Source organism: Pseudolactococcus raffinolactis NBRC 100932, assembly GCF_001591765.1.
Lineage (GTDB): Bacteria > Bacillota > Bacilli > Lactobacillales > Streptococcaceae > Pseudolactococcus > Pseudolactococcus raffinolactis.
The window spans coordinates 123,257-140,291 of sequence record NZ_BCVN01000002.1; the positions used below are offsets into that span (position 1 = coordinate 123,257).

The 17,035-nt window shown below is 40.7% G+C and carries 13 protein-coding genes; 7 read left to right on the forward strand and 6 right to left on the reverse strand.

The genetic code is table 11. The features are described from left to right. The first annotated feature begins 8 nt into the window (after positions 1–8). The 4 genes from LRA01S_RS01635 to LRA01S_RS01650 all read left to right on the forward strand — a co-directional run bounded on the left by LRA01S_RS01635 (position 9) and on the right by LRA01S_RS01650 (position 7,532). On the forward strand, positions 9–1,160 hold the full coding sequence (locus LRA01S_RS01635; RefSeq protein ID WP_061773906.1) for a THUMP domain-containing class I SAM-dependent RNA methyltransferase: 1,152 nt from the start codon (positions 9–11) through the stop codon (positions 1,158–1,160). A 1-nt stretch (position 1,161) separates the two neighbouring features. Beyond that, a complete protein-coding gene (locus LRA01S_RS01640; protein ID WP_061773907.1) occupies positions 1,162–2,868 on the forward strand; it encodes a cell division site-positioning protein MapZ family protein in 1,707 nt (568 codons plus the stop codon). Between the two features lie 220 nt (positions 2,869–3,088). Then, on the forward strand, positions 3,089–3,811 hold the full coding sequence (purC, locus tag LRA01S_RS01645) for a phosphoribosylaminoimidazolesuccinocarboxamide synthase (protein WP_061773908.1): 723 nt from the start codon (positions 3,089–3,091) through the stop codon (positions 3,809–3,811). 4 nt (positions 3,812–3,815) lie between these two features. Further along, positions 3,816–7,532, forward strand: coding sequence for a phosphoribosylformylglycinamidine synthase (locus LRA01S_RS01650; RefSeq protein ID WP_061773909.1), 3,717 nt, complete (start codon positions 3,816–3,818; stop codon positions 7,530–7,532). Positions 7,533–7,804: 272 nt separating this feature from the next. Here LRA01S_RS01650 and LRA01S_RS01655 read toward each other — a convergent pair whose 3' ends face one another. The 4 genes from LRA01S_RS01655 to LRA01S_RS01670 are packed head-to-tail and all read right to left on the reverse strand — an operon-like array spanning position 7,805 to position 11,460. Further along, positions 7,805–8,755: a siderophore ABC transporter substrate-binding protein gene (locus tag LRA01S_RS01655; protein ID WP_061773910.1), complete on the reverse strand. Its 951-nt coding sequence runs from the start codon at positions 8,753–8,755 to the stop codon at positions 7,805–7,807. Positions 8,756–8,797: 42 nt separating this feature from the next. After that, positions 8,798–9,550: an iron ABC transporter ATP-binding protein gene (locus LRA01S_RS01660; protein WP_061773911.1), complete on the reverse strand. Its 753-nt coding sequence runs from the start codon at positions 9,548–9,550 to the stop codon at positions 8,798–8,800. Then, positions 9,547–10,503 carry an iron chelate uptake ABC transporter family permease subunit gene (locus LRA01S_RS01665; RefSeq protein ID WP_061773912.1) on the reverse strand — a complete coding sequence of 319 codons (957 nt, stop codon included), beginning with the start codon at positions 10,501–10,503 and terminating at the stop codon, positions 9,547–9,549. Before LRA01S_RS01665 ends, LRA01S_RS01660 begins: the two co-directional genes overlap by 4 nt. Further along, on the reverse strand, positions 10,504–11,460 hold the full coding sequence (locus LRA01S_RS01670) for an ABC transporter permease (protein WP_061773913.1): 957 nt from the start codon (positions 11,458–11,460) through the stop codon (positions 10,504–10,506). Positions 11,461–11,745: 285 nt separating this feature from the next. On the opposite strand from LRA01S_RS01670, the gene radC reads away from it, so the two are divergent. Next, a complete protein-coding gene (radC, locus tag LRA01S_RS01675; RefSeq protein WP_061773914.1) occupies positions 11,746–12,426 on the forward strand; it encodes a RadC family protein in 681 nt (226 codons plus the stop codon). A 48-nt stretch (positions 12,427–12,474) separates the two neighbouring features. Here radC and LRA01S_RS01680 read toward each other — a convergent pair whose 3' ends face one another. Then, positions 12,475–13,182: a gamma-glutamyl-gamma-aminobutyrate hydrolase family protein gene (locus LRA01S_RS01680; protein WP_061773915.1), complete on the reverse strand. Its 708-nt coding sequence runs from the start codon at positions 13,180–13,182 to the stop codon at positions 12,475–12,477. Further along, positions 13,179–13,844, reverse strand: a complete 666-nt coding sequence (locus tag LRA01S_RS01685; protein WP_061773916.1) for a redox-sensing transcriptional repressor Rex — start codon at positions 13,842–13,844, stop codon at positions 13,179–13,181. Before LRA01S_RS01685 ends, LRA01S_RS01680 begins: the two co-directional genes overlap by 4 nt. A gap of 118 nt (positions 13,845–13,962) precedes the next feature. Between LRA01S_RS01685 and LRA01S_RS01690 the strand changes: the two genes are divergently transcribed. Beyond that, positions 13,963–15,873 carry an ABC-F family ATP-binding cassette domain-containing protein gene (locus tag LRA01S_RS01690; RefSeq protein WP_061773917.1) on the forward strand — a complete coding sequence of 637 codons (1,911 nt, stop codon included), beginning with the start codon at positions 13,963–13,965 and terminating at the stop codon, positions 15,871–15,873. Between the two features lie 5 nt (positions 15,874–15,878). Then, positions 15,879–17,012, forward strand: coding sequence for a UDP-galactopyranose mutase (gene glf / locus LRA01S_RS01695; RefSeq protein ID WP_061773918.1), 1,134 nt, complete (start codon positions 15,879–15,881; stop codon positions 17,010–17,012). Positions 17,013–17,035: the final 23 nt, after the last annotated feature.

Genomic DNA, 17,035 nt, shown 5'->3' on the forward strand with positions numbered 1-17,035 from the left:
AAGATAAGATGAAAAATAATTTTAATTTAGTAGCAACTGCAGCAGCAGGACTTGAAAGCTTAACGGCACGCGAATTACGTGATCTGGGCATTGAAACGAAAATGGACGATCGTTCACGTGTTCTATTTTCAGGAGATAAAGAAACGATTGCCAAAGCTAACCTTTGGTTACGAACGGCTGACCGCGTTAAGATCATTATTGGTGAGTTTCCAGCTAAGACTTTCGATGAGTTATTCGAAGGTGTCTACGCGCTGGATTGGGCTGATATTTTACCATTTGGCGCTCAATTTCCAATCGCTAAAGCTAAGGCCATCAAGTCTGACTTGCACAATGAGCCAAGTATTCAAGCCATTACGAAAAAAGCAATTGCTAAAAAAATGCAAGTCCATTACCATCGCCCTGAAAATGTCCCGATTCCTGAGACGGGAGCCTTGTTCTCAATTGAAGTCGCGCTCCATAAAAATGTCGCAACGATCATGTTGGATACAACAGGCGAGTCACTCTTTAAACGTGGCTATCGTGTGGATAAAGGTGGGGCGCCAATCAAGGAAAATATGGCAGCAGCCATTATCATGTTGACAAACTGGCGCGCCAATATGTCACGTCCCTTTGTTGATCCGACTTGTGGCTCTGGTACATTTTGTATTGAAGCGGCTTCGATTGGTATGAATATTGCCCCTGGTTTTAACCGTGACTTTGCCTTCGAGGCTTGGCCATGGTTTGAAGAGGAAATCTTCAAAAAGGTTCGAGATGATGCCGAAGGTTTGGCAAATTACGATGCCAAACTGGATATCTCTGGCTTCGATATAGATGGTCGCATGATCCAAATCGCTCAAGAAAATGCCCTCGAAATCGGACTTGATGACATCATTCAATTCAAGCAAATGCGTCTGCAAGACTTTCGTTCGGAGAAATTAGATGGTGTCTTGATTTCTAACCCACCTTACGGGGAACGTTTAGGAGATGAGACAGCAGCCTACCAACTTTATGAAGAGATGGGTGAGACCTTCAAGCCTCTCGAGACTTGGAGTAAATATATCATCACAAGTGACTTAGAATTTGAGAAACATTACGGTGCTAAGGCGACCAAAAAACGTAAGTTATACAATGGTCGACTTCGTACAGATTTGTACCAATATTTTGGTAAGAGAATAAAATAATATGGCTAAAAAAAAGAAAAAGACTGCTTACAAAGAAAAAACATTGGCGATGAAAGATGCTGAAAATCTGACTGTTGAACAGGTTTCGGCTAAATCAGATGAGCTTGAGACTGAAAATTTGACTAAGGAAAGTTCACTCGATAAGTATATTCGGCAACACAGATCTGATATTGAATCTGCAAAAAAAGAGCGCCAACTGAAAGCAGCGGCTGCATCTGAAAGCTTAGACAAGTTGGTTAAAACTGCTCGTGAAGCAGCAACTGCTGATTCAGATGATTCAGAAAAAGAAATTTCATCTGAAAAAGAAGACGTGGTGGAAAACAAAACGACATTGTCTGATACAGCAGTAGAAGAAGTTTCAGTACAAAGTGAAACAGTGTCAGAGATAGCACCAGTATCTGAACCAGAAATACCAGAAGTGACTGAGCCTGTTGAAGAAGCTATCGAACCTGATTTCCCAGAAATCCAAGGTTCTTTTGACACGGTTGTTCTAGCAGCTGATGATGACGATGAACAATCGCCAGGTTCGCCTGCCTTGTCTGAAAAGTCAGATGAACCCGTTAGTCAAGTTGATCCTGATCCTGTTGTGACGCCATTCGCATCGAAAGTATCAGAACCGACAACCAAGGTTAAAACTCCTGTCAAAGTCCCTGAAATGATTGTGCCGCAGCCAGCTTCAGCCAAACAAGAGTGGTCAATCGGCGCTTCTGAACAAGAGACGAAATCTCATAAAAAACCACTAATCATCGGTGTTTGTGCGCTTCTTCTATTAGCAGTTGGGGGGACAGTATGGTATCAAGTTGATCAGTCCAACCAGAAGCAAGCTGCCCAAACTGCAAAATCTGAGGCTAAAAAGTCTGAGGAAGCCAAAAAAACAGCTGCTTTTAACAAAGTTTATGCGACATTTTTTGTGGACGAAAAGCAAACAAAATTAAAAAATGATCAGTTTGATAACTTCGACAAGTTGACAAGTGAGTTAGATAAGTTGAAAGACCAGTCTGACTACAAGACTTTGAAAGCTAAGGTAGACGAGCTTAAGTCGGAAATCTCGGCCATCAAAGCAATGAATGGGAATTTCGATAAAGCTATTATTAAAGATGGCGTTTTGGATAAAACGGCGCAAGTTCGAAATGACGCTAAGTTGAGCTATACGGCAACTGAAAACACTGCTTTAAATACCTTATTAAAAGATGCTGTGACCCACGGTCAGGCACAACAAAAAGCTAATGCATCGACAGCCGCAGCTAATGCATCAACTTCAGCCGCAAACGCTCAACCAGCCGCCCCGTCAGCACCAGCAAATACAACGACGACACCGCAACAAGGTGGCGCAACCACTGCAACAGCCGGCTCAGCGACAGGACCTATATCCTCAGGCTACGGCTTATCAACTGCTCAGTATCAAGCCCAATATCCAAATGTTACGATTGTCACCTCTAATTCACGAGTACCTGTCGATCCTAATGCAGACCTGAGTGATCCGGCCTATGCTTGGGCGCCTGGTATCAGAGAATTAGTTCTACAAAAGTGTCGTGAACGTGGCTACATTTCTGGTGATAATTACATTTTGTTGCCTGCAAGTATCCAAAAAGGTAATGGTTATTATAACCTTTATAAATCTGATGGCACCTACCTCGTATCAATTAACTGTAAAACAGGTTATTTTGTTGGTAATGCTACGGGTCATGCGGATGATTTGGATTACTAGACTGTTCTCACAAGAACGTAAGCACCTTATATCGCTATTTATGAAACATTCACTGATTTTTAGTCAGAAATGAGACTGAAAACAGGATGAAAACCGAACATTTACTATAGAAACTGCCTAATTTAGGCAGTTTTTTTGATGATTTACTAAAAATTTACGATATCATGGATTTATAATAAATTTTGACACTAGATGTTGAAGATATGAATGAGGAGAAAAAATGACTGACAAACGGACACTGCTCTATGAAGGTAAAGCGAAGAATCTCTATCAGACTGATGATGAAGCAGTGGTGCTCGCAGCTTATAAAGATCAGGCGACAGCACTCAACGGCAAGAAAAAAGACCAGATTGCTGGTAAAGGTGAGCTCAACAATCAGATCACAAGCTTGATTTTCCGTGAACTCAATCGTCGTGGTGTCTACACACATTTCATCGAACAAGTGTCTACAACAGAACAATTAAACACAAAAGTGGACATTATTCCTTTGGAAGTGGTCGTTCGAAACTATACAGCAGGGTCATTTTCTAAACGTTTTGATATCGAGGAAGGTATCAAAATGCCAGCGCCAATCGTTGAATTTTACTACAAGAATGACGATTTAGATGACCCATTTATCAATGATGCCCATGTCAAATTCTTAGACATCGCAACAGACGAAGAGATTGCTTTTCTGAAACAAGCAGCGCTTAAAACTGATGCTATTTTGACAGAAATTTTTGCTAGAATCGGTCTCAAGTTAATTGATTTCAAACTCGAATATGGTCGTTTGCCTGATGGTACGATCATTTTAGCAGATGAAATTTCACCAGATACATCTCGCCTTTGGGATGCAGACAATAACCATGTTGATAAAGATGTCTACCGACGTGATTTAGGGGATTTAATCCCAGTTTATCAAAAAGTCCTCGCCGGTTTACAAGCAGAATTTGAAGGAAAATAATCTCGTGAAAAAACGTATTTTTGTCGCTAAAAAACCTGAATTTAAAGTTAAAAACCATGCTCTCTTGACAGAGTTGCAACACAATCTACAACTCGAAACTTTGACATCTGTTAATATCGTTCAAGTCTATGATGTGTTTCATGTGACGAATGAGATTTTGACGGCCGCAGAACAGTCAATTTTTTCTGAAAAAGTAACGGATAATCTTTTGTCCGATGAAACAGTCAAATCAGCCCTTGCTGACTCGAAATTCTTCGCCATTGAGGCGCTACCGGGTCAATTTGATCAACGTGCTACCTCAGCAGAAGAAGCCTTATTCTTATTAGGAGCTAGTCATGATGCCATAGTTAAAACTGCCCAACTCTATCTTCTCAATTCAGATTTATCAGATGCAGAATTTGAAAAAATCAAAACATATCAACTCAATGCAGTTGACTCACGTTTTAAAGAGATTCAAACAGCGATTTCTGATGAGGAAATTTCAGACGCGAGTGACAACATTCCAGTTCTCGAAGGATTTATCACAAAATCGGAAGCTGAAATTGCTGAGCTTCACACAGCCTACTCACTCGCAATGGAAGTGGCTGATTTAGTGTGGATTCAGGATTATTTCAAGAAAGTTGACCGAAACCCAACCGAAACCGAATTGAAAGTCTTAGATACGTACTGGAGTGACCATACACGTCATACAACTTTTGAGACTGAACTGAAAACAATTGATTTCTCTCAGTCGAAATTTAAGACTCAACTTCAAACAACATTTGAAAAATACCTAGCCATGCGTGAAGATATCAAACGTAGCGAAAAGCCTACGACATTGATGGAATTAGCGACGATTTTCGGGCGTTACGAGCGTGCTAATTGTCGTTTGGATGACATGGAAGTCTCTGATGAAATCAACGCTTGTTCGGTTGAGATTGAAGTGGATGTTAATGGTGTTAAAGAACCGTGGCTTCTCATGTTCAAGAATGAAACCCATAATCACCCAACAGAGATCGAGCCTTTCGGTGGCGCATCGACTTGTATTGGTGGTGCCATTCGTGACCCGCTTTCTGGTCGTGCTTATGTCTATCAAGCGATGAGAATTACGGGTGCGGGAGATATCACGGCGCCGATTTCAGAAACGCGAGCAGGTAAATTACCACAGCAAGTGATTTCTAAAGGCGCTGCCCATGGTTACAGTTCATACGGCAACCAGATTGGGCTTGCGACGACTTATGTCAAGGAATATTTCCACCCTGGCTTTATCGCTAAACGCTTGGAAACAGGTGCTGTCGTTGGTGCCGCTCCAAAAGAAAACGTTCTGCGTTTGAAACCTCAAGCCGGTGATGCCATTATTTTATTTGGTGGTAAAACAGGTCGTGATGGTGTTGGTGGGGCAACAGGCTCATCAAAAGTACAGACTAAGGAAACAGTTGAAACAGCAGGCGCTGAGGTTCAAAAAGGCAATGCGATTGAAGAGCGTAAAATTCAACGTTTGTTTAGAAATCCAGAAGTGACACAGCTCGTTAAAAAGTCCAATGACTTTGGTGCGGGCGGTGTCTGTGTTGCCATTGGTGAATTAGCGGATGGTTTGCGCATTGATTTAGATAAAATTCCTTTGAAATATCAAGGCTTATCAGGGACAGAAATTGCAATTTCTGAATCACAAGAACGGATGTCCGTTGTCGTTGAAGCAGGAGATGTTGATAAATTTATCGCTGAATGTGCCAAGGAAAATATCTTAGCGGTTCAAGTCGCAGAAGTCACTGAAAAATCCAACTTGACCATGGTCTGGAAAGGTCAAACGATCGTTGACATTGAACGGTCATTCCTTGATACAAACGGTGTCCGTGTGGTTGTTGATGCGACAGTCGTCGATTCTGATTTACCTGTACCATTTGACAAAACGTCAACTCTGGATTCTCTAGAGGCTGATTTGAATGGTCTTTTATCAGAGTTAAACTTTGCCTCACAAAAAGGGCTACAAACGATTTTTGATAGCTCAATCGGTCGCTCAACTGTCAATCAACCTATTGGTGGGCGTTATCAGATCACACCAACTGAAAGTTCTGTTCAAAAATTACCAGTCTTGCACGGTGTGACCAATACGGTTTCCCTCCTTGCACATGGCTATAATCCAGAAATTGCTGCCTGGTCACCATATCATGGTGCAGCATATGCCGTGATTGAAGCAACGGCGCGTCTTGTTGCAACGGGATCAAACTGGTCTAAAGCACGTTTTTCATACCAAGAATATTTCGAGCGTATGGATAAACAAGCGGAACGCTTTGGTAAACCACTTGCGGCTCTACTTGGCTCCATAGAAGCCCAAGAACAACTCGGTCTACCATCAATCGGTGGGAAAGATTCGATGAGCGGTACCTTTGAAGATATTACAGTGCCACCGACACTCATTGCCTTTGGTGTGACAACTTCTGAAACAGACCGCATCTTGTCACCAGAGTTTAAGTCACCTAATGAAAATATCTACTATATCCCAGGTGTAACGCTCACAGATAAAATCGACTGGGACATTATCAAATCGAATTTTGACTTGCTAACGGACTTACAGGCCCATCATCGTATCACAGCAGCCATTTCAACCAAAGCGGGTGGTTTTGGTGAAGCGATTGCTCTCATGGCCTTCGGAAATCACATCGGCGCTGATGTTGCTTTGTCAGACATCTCTGACCTACTCAAAGCGCAGTTTGCTGGGTTCATCTTTACCTCACCAGAAGATCTTTCAGGTGTTACAAAAATCGGTCGTACGACGACAGACTTTAATCTTGTGGTGAATGGTGTCAGCCTTTCAGGCGAGACGTTGCTTTCAAGCTATGAAAGCCCACTAGAATCAGTCTATCCGACCTTGTTTGAACAAGATGATAGACTAGTAGAAGTTGAGACAAAAGTATCTCATGCTACAATCCAAGCATCAGCTAAAATCAAGACACCGCTTGTTTATATTCCAGTTTTCCCAGGTACTAACTGTGAGTATGATACGGCTAAAGCTTTCGAAGCCGCAGGAGCTAAGGCTAAAATAGTCCCATTCCGTACTTTAGATATTGCGGATTCGATCAAAGAAATGGTTGCCAATATCGCACAAGCCAACATCCTCATGTTTGCGGGTGGTTTCTCAGCAGCGGATGAACCAGATGGTTCTGCCAAATTCATCGTAAATATTCTCTTAAACGAGCAAGTTAAGTCAGCCATTGATGGATTTATCGCGCGTGGTGGCTTGATTCTCGGTATCTGTAATGGTTTCCAAGCCTTGGTTAAATCTGGCTTATTGCCATATGGTCAATTTGACAGCTTGACTGAAGAGTCACCAACCTTATTCTATAATGATGCTAATCAACACGTGGCTAAAATGGTCGAAACGAGAATTGCCAATACCAATTCGCCATGGTTGACAGGTGTTCAAGTCGGTGACATTCATACCATCCCAGTTTCTCACGGTGAAGGGAAATTTGTGGTCTCTGAAACTGAACTCGCTGACTTGATTGCAAATGGCCAAATCATCACTCAATACGTTGATTTCCAAGGCAAGCCAAGCATGGATTCTTTCTATAATCCAAATGGTTCAGTTGCAGCCATTGAAGGGATTATCAGTAAAAACGGACAGATTCTCGGTAAAATGGGTCACTCTGAACGTTACGAATCAGGCCTCTTCAAAAATATCCCTGGTCATAAAGATCAGCAACTCTTTGAGAGTGCTGTTGCTTATTTCAGAGGTGAATAATAGTAGACGATAAAGAGTTTGAAATAAAAGTTTTGTAAAAATAGGCTATGACTGATTTTTGATGTTAAATCAAAGATTGTTCATAGCCTATTTTTGAGTTGGTTTTAGATGAACTAGACAGCATCATAATTGATCGTAGCAAAGAATGCAAAATTGGTCAAAAAATTCTGATTCTTTATCAAATCAGTATTCTTTTGGTAAAACAATACGTAAATGGTCAAAAAACATGTCAGGCAGATGCCTGACATGTTTTTTGATATAAATGTTCAGCTTTATTTCAAAGCTTGTGCCACTTCATCAAGCATGAGTTGTGTTGATTGGAGTCCACCACCACTTAAGTACCAAATAGAAGCGTTGAGTTCAACAACTTTACCATTTTTGCTGGCAGTTGTTTGTTTAACTAATTCGTTATCTTTTAGACTAGCTTCTTTTGAGTCACCACCGACAGCTTTCGTGCGATCAATGAAGAAAATGACATCTGGATTTTTTTCAAGGACATACTCATAAGAAACGCTTTGACCATGTGTAGAGGCTTTAATTGTTTCATCGACGCTCTTGAAACCAAAAGTATCATTGATAATGGCATAACGTGAGCCTTCACTAAAAGCGGCAACTTGGCCTTCATTTGTCATGAGGGTTAAAGTTTTCAAACCAGAACCTTCAGCTTTCTTTTTAACAGCATCGATATTTGTTTTCAAAGTTTCGATTTGTTTTTTAGCTTCAGCTTCTTTACCATAAATACTTGCAAGTGTTAAAATATGTGATTGTGTAGATTCCCAAACCTTCTTGTTATCCATTGACAAATCTAGGACAGGTGCGATTTTTTCTAGATCAGCTTTGAAGCCTTGTTGACGCGCTGAAATCACGATCAATTGTGGTTTGAGAGCATTGATTTTTTCTAAATCTGGTTCTTTCAAACCACCGATACTGTCAACATTTTTAAATTCTTTCAGGTAGTCAGGTAGATTTTTCTTAGCAACACCAACGACAGATTTTCCTTCGCCAAGCGCTTGAATTGTGTCAAGTGAGCCATTGTCAAAAACAGCGACCTTGCTAGGGTTTTTAGGAACTTTAACTTTGCTACCGTCAGCGCCAACAACTTCAATCGTATCTGTTTTGGCTTTTTGAGACGAATCAGCTTCTTTTTTACTGCCACAAGCTGCAAGAAGCGTAGCAACGAGCAAAACACCAGTGAAAGCCGTGATTAGTTTCTTAAGTTTCATATTATGTTATTTCCTTATCTTCGTTATTATAGTTAAGATGCTCTAAAAATAGAGACAGAATTTTTTACCATCAATTTCTTCGATGCGAATCGTCATATCATACAAGTCATTCAAGACAGGCTCATTGATAATATTAGTCGTCTTATCATGGGCAAAAATGGTACCAGACTTCATGGCAACGATGTCATCAGCGAAACTCGCAGCAAAATTAATATCATGTAACACGATAACAACAGTCTTGCCATAATCGCGTACCAAATTTTGCAAGAGCTGCATCATCTGTAGCGCATAATTCATGTCCAGATTATTTAAGGGTTCATCCAGTAAAATATAGTCAGTATCCTGAGCTAAAATCATAGCAATGTAAGCGCGTTGGAGCTGACCGCCAGATAAATTTTGGATATTATCATCGGCTAAGTCTTGCATGCCAAGTTGCTCAATTGCAGTTTGGATTTTAGTCTGGTCATTAGCAGTGAGTTGCCCTTTAGAATAGGGAAAGCGACCAAAAGCAACGAGTTCACGAACGGAAATTTGCATATTGAGATGATTCATCTGCTTTAAAATGGCTAATTTCTGTGCGAGTTCACGTGATTTGAATGCTTTGAGTTCCTGACCATCCAGATAGATATGGCCAGCTTCAATGCCAATGAGTCGGCTCATGCTAGCGAGAAGTGTTGATTTGCCAGCGCCGTTTGGTCCGATAAAAGCAGTTAATTTGCCTTTTTTAATGGTCAAATCAATCTCTTTTAGAATGGGCTTTTTACCAAACGATTTCGATAAGCTTTCTATTTTCATCTTTTGTTACCATTTCTTTCGTATAAGATTTGCCCGATAAAGTAGCATCCCCCTGTAAATTCGATGATGACGTTGAGGGTCGTGTTAAAGCTAAAGATATGCTCGACCATAAACTCACCCAAAATCAGCAGGAGAATAGCGATTAAACTACCAGCAAGGAATAGCTCTCGATGCCGATAGGTCTTCATGAGCTGGTAGGCAATATTGGCCACGATGAAGCCGAGGAAACTTGTCGGTCCAACAAGGGCTGTTGAGATACCGACAAGCGCAGTAATGGCAAATAAGCTCATCAACTGAAGTCCTCTTAAATCAATGCCTAGATTAACGGCATGGTCGTTACCTAGATGCAGGACATCCAGTTGGGGTGCGAGCCACCATAAAAAGAGACAGAGTAAGCCGATTAAGATGGTTGCAAGCCCTAAATGATCCGGTTTGACATTACTAAAGCTAGCAAATAGCTTACCTTGTAGATGATCATATTCATTTGGATCAAGGATGACTTGCATGAAACTGCTGACATTGTTAAAAAATGTTCCTAGAATCATGCCAATCATTAAAAATAGAAAAAGGTTTTGCTTAAATTTTTTGAGGAGGGTGAAAGCGAGATAGGTACTGAGTGAGATCATCAAGAGGATGGTCAGTAAAAAGTCCCAGATATTAGTCGCTTTTGAAAGACTTTGACTGCCAAAGACAAAGATAGACAAGGTTTGAATCAAGACGTAGAATGAATCAATACCGAGAATATTGGGTGTTAGCAGTTTATTTTGGGTCAGAGTCTGGAAGCTAATCGTTGAAAAACTGCAAGCAATCCCGACTAAAATAAAAGCTAGCATTTTTTTGCCCCGCAAAGTGATAGCAAAGTCAAGGTTCCCGTAGGTTTGATAGGTCATAAAGAGGGCGCAAGCGGCTAATACCGCAAGACCTAGCGTGAGATGGGTTAGTTTTCGAGTCATTTAAGCATACCTGCGACTTTCTTTGAGTAACAGGGCGATAAAACAAACGCTGCCTAGGACACCGACAACTAAACTGACTGAAATCTCGTAAGGGGCAATGACAATCCGACCAATCATATCGCAAATTAAGAGGAAGCTTGCCCCGAAATAGGCGGTGAGTGGTAGATTATTTTTCATTTGATCACCAAATTTAAGGCTCACCAGATTAGGAACGATAATCCCTAAAAAGGGAATGTTGCCAACGCTGACGAGAACAATGCTTGAGGAAAGGGCAATAATCCCAATGCCAAAGAGACGCATTTTTTGGTAGGAGATGCCGAGGTTGGTTGCCATCTCTTGACCAGCTGCCATGATGGTAAACTGGTAGGCAAAGAGATAAATGACGATAAATAAAGGAATTGATAAGTAAAGCAATTCATAGTTACCTCGCATCACAACAGAAAAGTTACCTTGTAACCATGATGCCATATTCTGTAGCAGTTGATGCTGATAGGCAAAGAAAGTCGCGATACTCCCAACGATATTCCCGAACATAATCCCAACTAAGGGAATTAAAATCGTATTTTTACTAGGTAAATAGCGTGATAGGAGTAAAAATAGGCATGTTCCCAAGAACGCAAAGCCGAATGCAACGCTTGTTCGCATCAAAAGTGGCGCATTGGGCAGAAAGATCATGACAAAGACTATCCCTAGCTTGGCACTATCCATGGTACCGGCAGTGTTTGGTGATACAAATTTATTTTGCATCAGATTTTGCATCACAAGACCAGAAACACTAACACTTGCACCAGCAATCACTAGACTCAAGGTCCGTGGTAATCTTGACGACAATAAGACAAGATTTTGACGGCTTGTCCAAGTTCCTAATTCAAAAATAGGAAGATCGACAAGACCGATAAAGATTGACGAGACGATGAGGATGACAAAGAAGATGATACCTACTAGTTTTTTAGTCACAAGTCTTGCCCTTTCTGCGAGTTTACTTCTTAAAATATTGACTTCCACTTACGCCCCCGTCCAAGGGGTACCATCCGCGCACTAAAGTCTTTCAGTCAGATATGAAGCTATATAAGATGATCAAAATAGAGGCCACTAGTTTTGATATAAAATGTCAAAAACTTTTGACATTATCTATTAAAACACAAACTAACTATTTTGGCAATAGTCAGAAATTATTAAAAAATATTAAAAAGGGTAAGCAAATCACTCTTTTTTTCGTATAAATAGATAGAGGATAAAAATATGTATGAAATAAGAGAAGCAGATTACCCCATGAGACCACGTGAACGTTTGAGAACACTTGGCGAAAAGTATTTATCGGATCAAGAATTACTAGCAATCTTACTGAGAACAGGTACCGCTCGATCTTCTGTTTTGGATCTATCGGGTCAAATTTTGAGTCATTTTGAAACGTTAGAAAATTTTCGTAGATCTAGTATTGAGGAACTCATGCAAATTCCAGGAATTGGCGAAAGTAAAGCGGTTGAAATCCGAGCTATGATGGAGCTTGGCAAACGTATTCAGTCGACTGAACGCAAGCGATATGGCCAAGTCAAGGGCGCTCAGCAATTTGCAAGGACATTGATGGATGAGATGTCAGACTTTGATCAGGAACATTTGGTAGCAGTCTATCTAGATGGTAGAAATCAAATCATCAAAAAGCGGACGATCTTTGTTGGCACTGTCAATTCAGCTAGTGCTAATCCTCGTGAAATTTTACATTTTGCAGTTAAAACTTTGGCAGCTGGGATTTTAATTACCCATAATCATCCGTCTGGTGACCCTAGACCATCAGATGCAGATGTTGTTTTTACGGAGCGAATGGAAAATGCCTGTGATTATATCGGCGTAAACTTGGTTGATCATATCATTGTTGGACAACAGCGCTACTTTTCATTTCAAGAAAGTGGCTTGATGTTTTGATTTTAAAAAAAGCTCAGAAAAAAACACGTTCAGATGAAGAACGTGTAATTATAGATTATAAACAGCGTAACGAAAGAAAGCTAAGTCTTCATCACGTACATTATACATGAAGTCTGGATGCCACTGAACACCTAGAAAACGAAGATGTGGATCAATTGATTGCACAGCCTCTACGACATGGTCATTCAATGATTTGGCGATAACTTCAAGCTGTGGTGCAATCTGTTTGAGACTTTGCCGGTGAAAGGAGTTGACATGTGCTTTTCGTCCATATATTTGATCAAGTGGCGAGTGCTTATCAATTAAGACATCATGAGAAGTCTGGGTCATTGGTTTTTCTTGCCAATGGTGGTGGATATGTTGATTGAGCGACCCACCAAGGGCGACATTAACTAATTGCATCCCGCGACAAACACCAACGATTGGCTTGTTTTGTTTGATAGCTTCGTTAATCAGTGCAATTTCAAAAGCGTCTCGTTCACGATTATAGTCGTTAGACTTGATTGTTTCGACTTCACCATAAAATTCTGGCGCAACATTTTGACCACCTGCTAGAACCAGTTTATCAATCATTGAAATATAGCGCTTGGCGTTCATGGGGTCACCAATAGGAATCATGATTGGCAAACCGCCAACAAGCTGAACTGCCTTTATATAACCCGAAGGATTATAGGAAATAGCCATGTGCCCCATGTCATCCCCTGCATCACGTCGTTCATTTGCGGCAACACCAATGATAGGGTGTAATGTTGTCATAGTTTATCTGCAGTTTCTTTTTTATCTTGCATGAAAAATAAGAGCGTTTGAAGTTCACTGGTTAAGTCAACAGATTGAACTGTGATATTCTCGGGTACTTGCAGGCGTCTTGGTGTGAAGTTGAGAATACCTTTAATGCCAGCAGCAATTAAAAGGTCAGCAACTTCTTGAGCGCGATCTGATTGGACAGAGATGATCGCAGTCTCAATATTAGCATCTGCAAGATTCTTTTGAATGTCTGAGATATTATAGATTGGAACACCATCATCGGTCTTTGTTCCAACGAGCGGGTTTCCCGCAACATCGTAGGCTTGGGTGATCCGCATCTTATTGCGATCGTGGAAGCGGTAGTTAATCAAAGCGCGACCTAAGTTCCCCACACCGACAAGGGCGATATTTGTTTCGGCTGAGTCCCCTAATAAGTTACCAAAAAAGTCACGAAGGGCAGTCGTATCATAACCATAGCCCCGTCTACCAAGTTCGCCAAATAATGAAAAATCACGTCTGACAGTGGCAGAGTCTACACCTAATTTCGCAGCAATAGCCTGAGAGTTGGTTCGATCTACCTTATCTGAGACAAACTGCTTAAAAATGCGATAATATTGGGGCAAACGTTTGGCAGTTGCCTTAGGTAAGACCTCGTTAAATTTTGTTACGACCATAAAAGTAAAGACCTCCATCAGTATTCTTTGTGAATAGATTACCAAAAGTTTGTGAAGTTGTCAAACAAAATAGACTAGACGATTAGAAAAACAGCCTAATTTATGGTAAAATAGACCTATGATTTTATTACAAGGGAACAATATTTCACGGACGTTTGGTGCAGATGTCCTGTTTGAAAAGATAAATTTTACGATCCAAGATAATTCGCGGGTCTCGCTCGTCGGCCGCAATGGTGCAGGGAAATCGACCCTGCTGAAAATCATTGCAGATGTCGAGACACCAAGCTCAGGTGAGATTTCAAAAACTAAAAATTTAACCATGTCTTATCTCGCACAGGAGGCAGACTTTTCGTCAGAGCGAACGATATATGCTGAAATGCTGAGTGTTTTTGACCTACAAATAAGCCAAGAAAAACAATTACGCCAGATGGAAGCGCAAATGGGAGAGTTAACGGGTGCTGATCTAGCCAGCTTAATGTCTCGTTATGATAGTCTGACTGAAACATTTCGCCAAAATAAAGGCTTTACCTATGAATCTGATATCAAAAACGTCTTAAATGGTTTCAAATTTGATGAGACGTTTTGGACGCAGTCTGTTTCTAGTTTATCAGGTGGTCAAAAAACACGTTTAGCCCTGGCTAAGATATTGCTTGAAAACCCAGCCTTTTTGATTCTTGATGAGCCGACCAATCACTTGGATATCGAAACCTTATTATGGCTTGAAAACTATTTGAAAAACTACCGTGGCGCAATTCTAATTGTCAGTCATGACCGTTATTTTCTAGATAAAGTGACGACTGAGACCCTAGAGTTGTCACGTGGCAAGCTTGAAAAGTATATCGGTAATTATAGTAAATATATTGAACTTAAAGCTGAAAAACTCGCGACACAGGCTAAACAATATGACAAACAGCAAAAAGAAATTGCTAGCCTAGAGGATTTTGTTAATCGAAATCTCGCGCGTGCGTCGACGACTAAACGTGCCCAATCAAGACGTAAAAAACTTGAGAAAATGGAACGCTTGGATCAACCTTTGGCCAATGAAAAATCAGCGCATTTTACCTTTTCACCAGCTCTTGAATCAGGCAATGTCGTCTTAACTGTTGAAAATGGTGCTGTTGGTTATGATAAAGAAGTCTTATCTAGTCCGATTAACCTAGATGAACGTAAATATGATTCAATTGCGATTGTCGGTCCTAATGGGATTGGGAAATCAACCCTAATCAAATCTATCGTTGGCAAGATTCCTTTGATTGATGGGACAGTCAAATTAGGGGCTAATGTTGCCATGGGGTATTACGATCAAGAGCAACGTGACTTGACACCTTCTAACTCAGTTTTAGAAGAACTTTGGAAAGACCATAGCCTTGTTCCAGAGGTTGAGATTCGAAACCGTCTGGGCGCTTTCCTCTTTTCAGGCGATGATGTCCAAAAAGCTGTTGGCATGTTATCTGGTGGTGAAAAAGCACGGTTACTTTTGGCTAAGTTATCCATGCAAAATGATAATTTCTTGGTACTTGATGAGCCAACCAACCACTTAGATATCGACAGTCGTGAAGTATTGGAAAATGCCCTCATCGATTTTGATGGGACACTATTATTTGTCAGCCATGACCGATACTTCATCAACAGAGTTGCTGATAAAGTCCTTGAAATATCTGCCGAAGGCAGTAAGCTATATCTAGGTGATTACGACTATTACTTGGAGAAGAAGGCTGAGGAAGCTGAAATTGCTACACTTCTAGCAACAGAAAATGAGCTAGTCTCAGAACAAGTGGCGCCGTCTAGTTATCAAGCCTCGAAAGATGATCAAAAATGTCGTCGGAAATTGACACGAGAAATCTCAGCCTTGGATGAGCGGTTACAGGCATTCGATGTAACAATCGCTGAACTGCATGAACAAATGGTTGTGTCATCAGAAGACTTTGTAAAATTGGGTGATTTACAAAAAGAATTGGATGCGGTTATGGCAGAAAAAGAAGCTGTTGAAGAGCTGTGGCTAGAAAAATCTGAAGAACTTGGAGAGTAGGAATCGTGCACCACAATACGAAAAAATATGATTATCTAATTGTTGGTGCAGGTCCATTCGGTACTATTTTTGCCCATGAAGCAGCAGATCGAGGCAAGCGTAGCTTAATCATTGAACGTCGTAGTCATCTCGGTGGGAATATGCACACCCATAAAGAAAACGGCATCAATGTCCATGATTACGGTGCACATATCTTCCATACGGATAACAAATTTGTTTGGGATTACGTTAACCAATTCACCGAATTTAACAGCTATATTAACCAAGTTGTCGCAAATTACAAAGGAGATTTGTATAGCCTGCCCTTTAATATGAACACTTTCTATCAAATGTGGGGTGTTAAAACGCCAGCTGAAGCTCAGGCAAAAATTGTAGCGCAGTGTGAGGCAGTTAAGATTACAGGAGCACCTAAGAATCTTGAAGAACAGGCTATCTCACTCATCGGGACTGATATCTACGAGAAACTGATTAAGGGCTATACGGAAAAACAATGGGGACGCAAGGCGACTGAGCTACCTAGCTTCATTATTCGTCGCTTACCGATACGTTTTACCTTTGATAATAATTATTTTAATCACCGTTATCAAGGTGTGCCTGTGGATGGTTATACAGCGATTTTTGATAAAATGCTAGATAGTGATTTGATTGATGTCCAACTGGATACTGACTTTTTCGATGATAAGGCAACTTATTTAGAAGAATTTCCACGTGTTGTCTACACAGGTATGATTGATCAATTTTTTGATTACAAATTTGGCGAGTTAGAGTACCGCAGTCTTCGTTTTGAGTCTGAGGTTTTACCGACTGATAACGCGCAAGGGAATGCCGTGATCAACTATACAGATGCAGAAACACCTTATACACGGGTTATGGAATGGCGTCATTTCGATCAAAAAGGTGATGACAATGTTTCTATTTTGACACGAGAATATCCACAAGTCTGGGATCGTAGTAAAGAAGCTTATTACCCAGTAAATGATGAGAGGAATTCGACTTTGTTCAAACAATACCGATCTGAAGCGAAACAACTTGACAAGGTCATCATGGGTGGCCGTTTGGGTAATTATCAATACTACGACATGGATCAAGTTTTCAATGCTGCCTTGGGTGCCGTTGAAAAAGAATTTCAACAAGATTAAGTAAATTTATGAAAACTCAACCA

Excerpts from the sequence above, each read along its gene's own strand:
- LRA01S_RS01690 (WP_061773917.1), top strand. The coding sequence starts at position 13,963 with ATGATTTTATTACAAGGGAACAATATTTCACGGACGTTTGGTGCAGAT.
- LRA01S_RS01680 (WP_061773915.1), bottom strand. The coding sequence starts at position 13,182 with ATGACAACATTACACCCTATCATTGGTGTTGCCGCAAATGAACGACGT.
- LRA01S_RS01640 (WP_061773907.1), top strand. The coding sequence starts at position 1,162 with ATGGCTAAAAAAAAGAAAAAGACTGCTTACAAAGAAAAAACATTGGCG.
- LRA01S_RS01685 (WP_061773916.1), bottom strand. The coding sequence starts at position 13,844 with ATGGTCGTAACAAAATTTAACGAGGTCTTACCTAAGGCAACTGCCAAA.
- LRA01S_RS01660 (WP_061773911.1), bottom strand. The coding sequence starts at position 9,550 with ATGAAAATAGAAAGCTTATCGAAATCGTTTGGTAAAAAGCCCATTCTA.
- LRA01S_RS01665 (WP_061773912.1), bottom strand. The coding sequence starts at position 10,503 with ATGACTCGAAAACTAACCCATCTCACGCTAGGTCTTGCGGTATTAGCC.
- purC (WP_061773908.1), top strand. The coding sequence starts at position 3,089 with ATGACTGACAAACGGACACTGCTCTATGAAGGTAAAGCGAAGAATCTC.
- LRA01S_RS01635 (WP_061773906.1), top strand. The coding sequence starts at position 9 with ATGAAAAATAATTTTAATTTAGTAGCAACTGCAGCAGCAGGACTTGAA.
- LRA01S_RS01655 (WP_061773910.1), bottom strand. The coding sequence starts at position 8,755 with ATGAAACTTAAGAAACTAATCACGGCTTTCACTGGTGTTTTGCTCGTT.
- radC (WP_061773914.1), top strand. The coding sequence starts at position 11,746 with ATGTATGAAATAAGAGAAGCAGATTACCCCATGAGACCACGTGAACGT.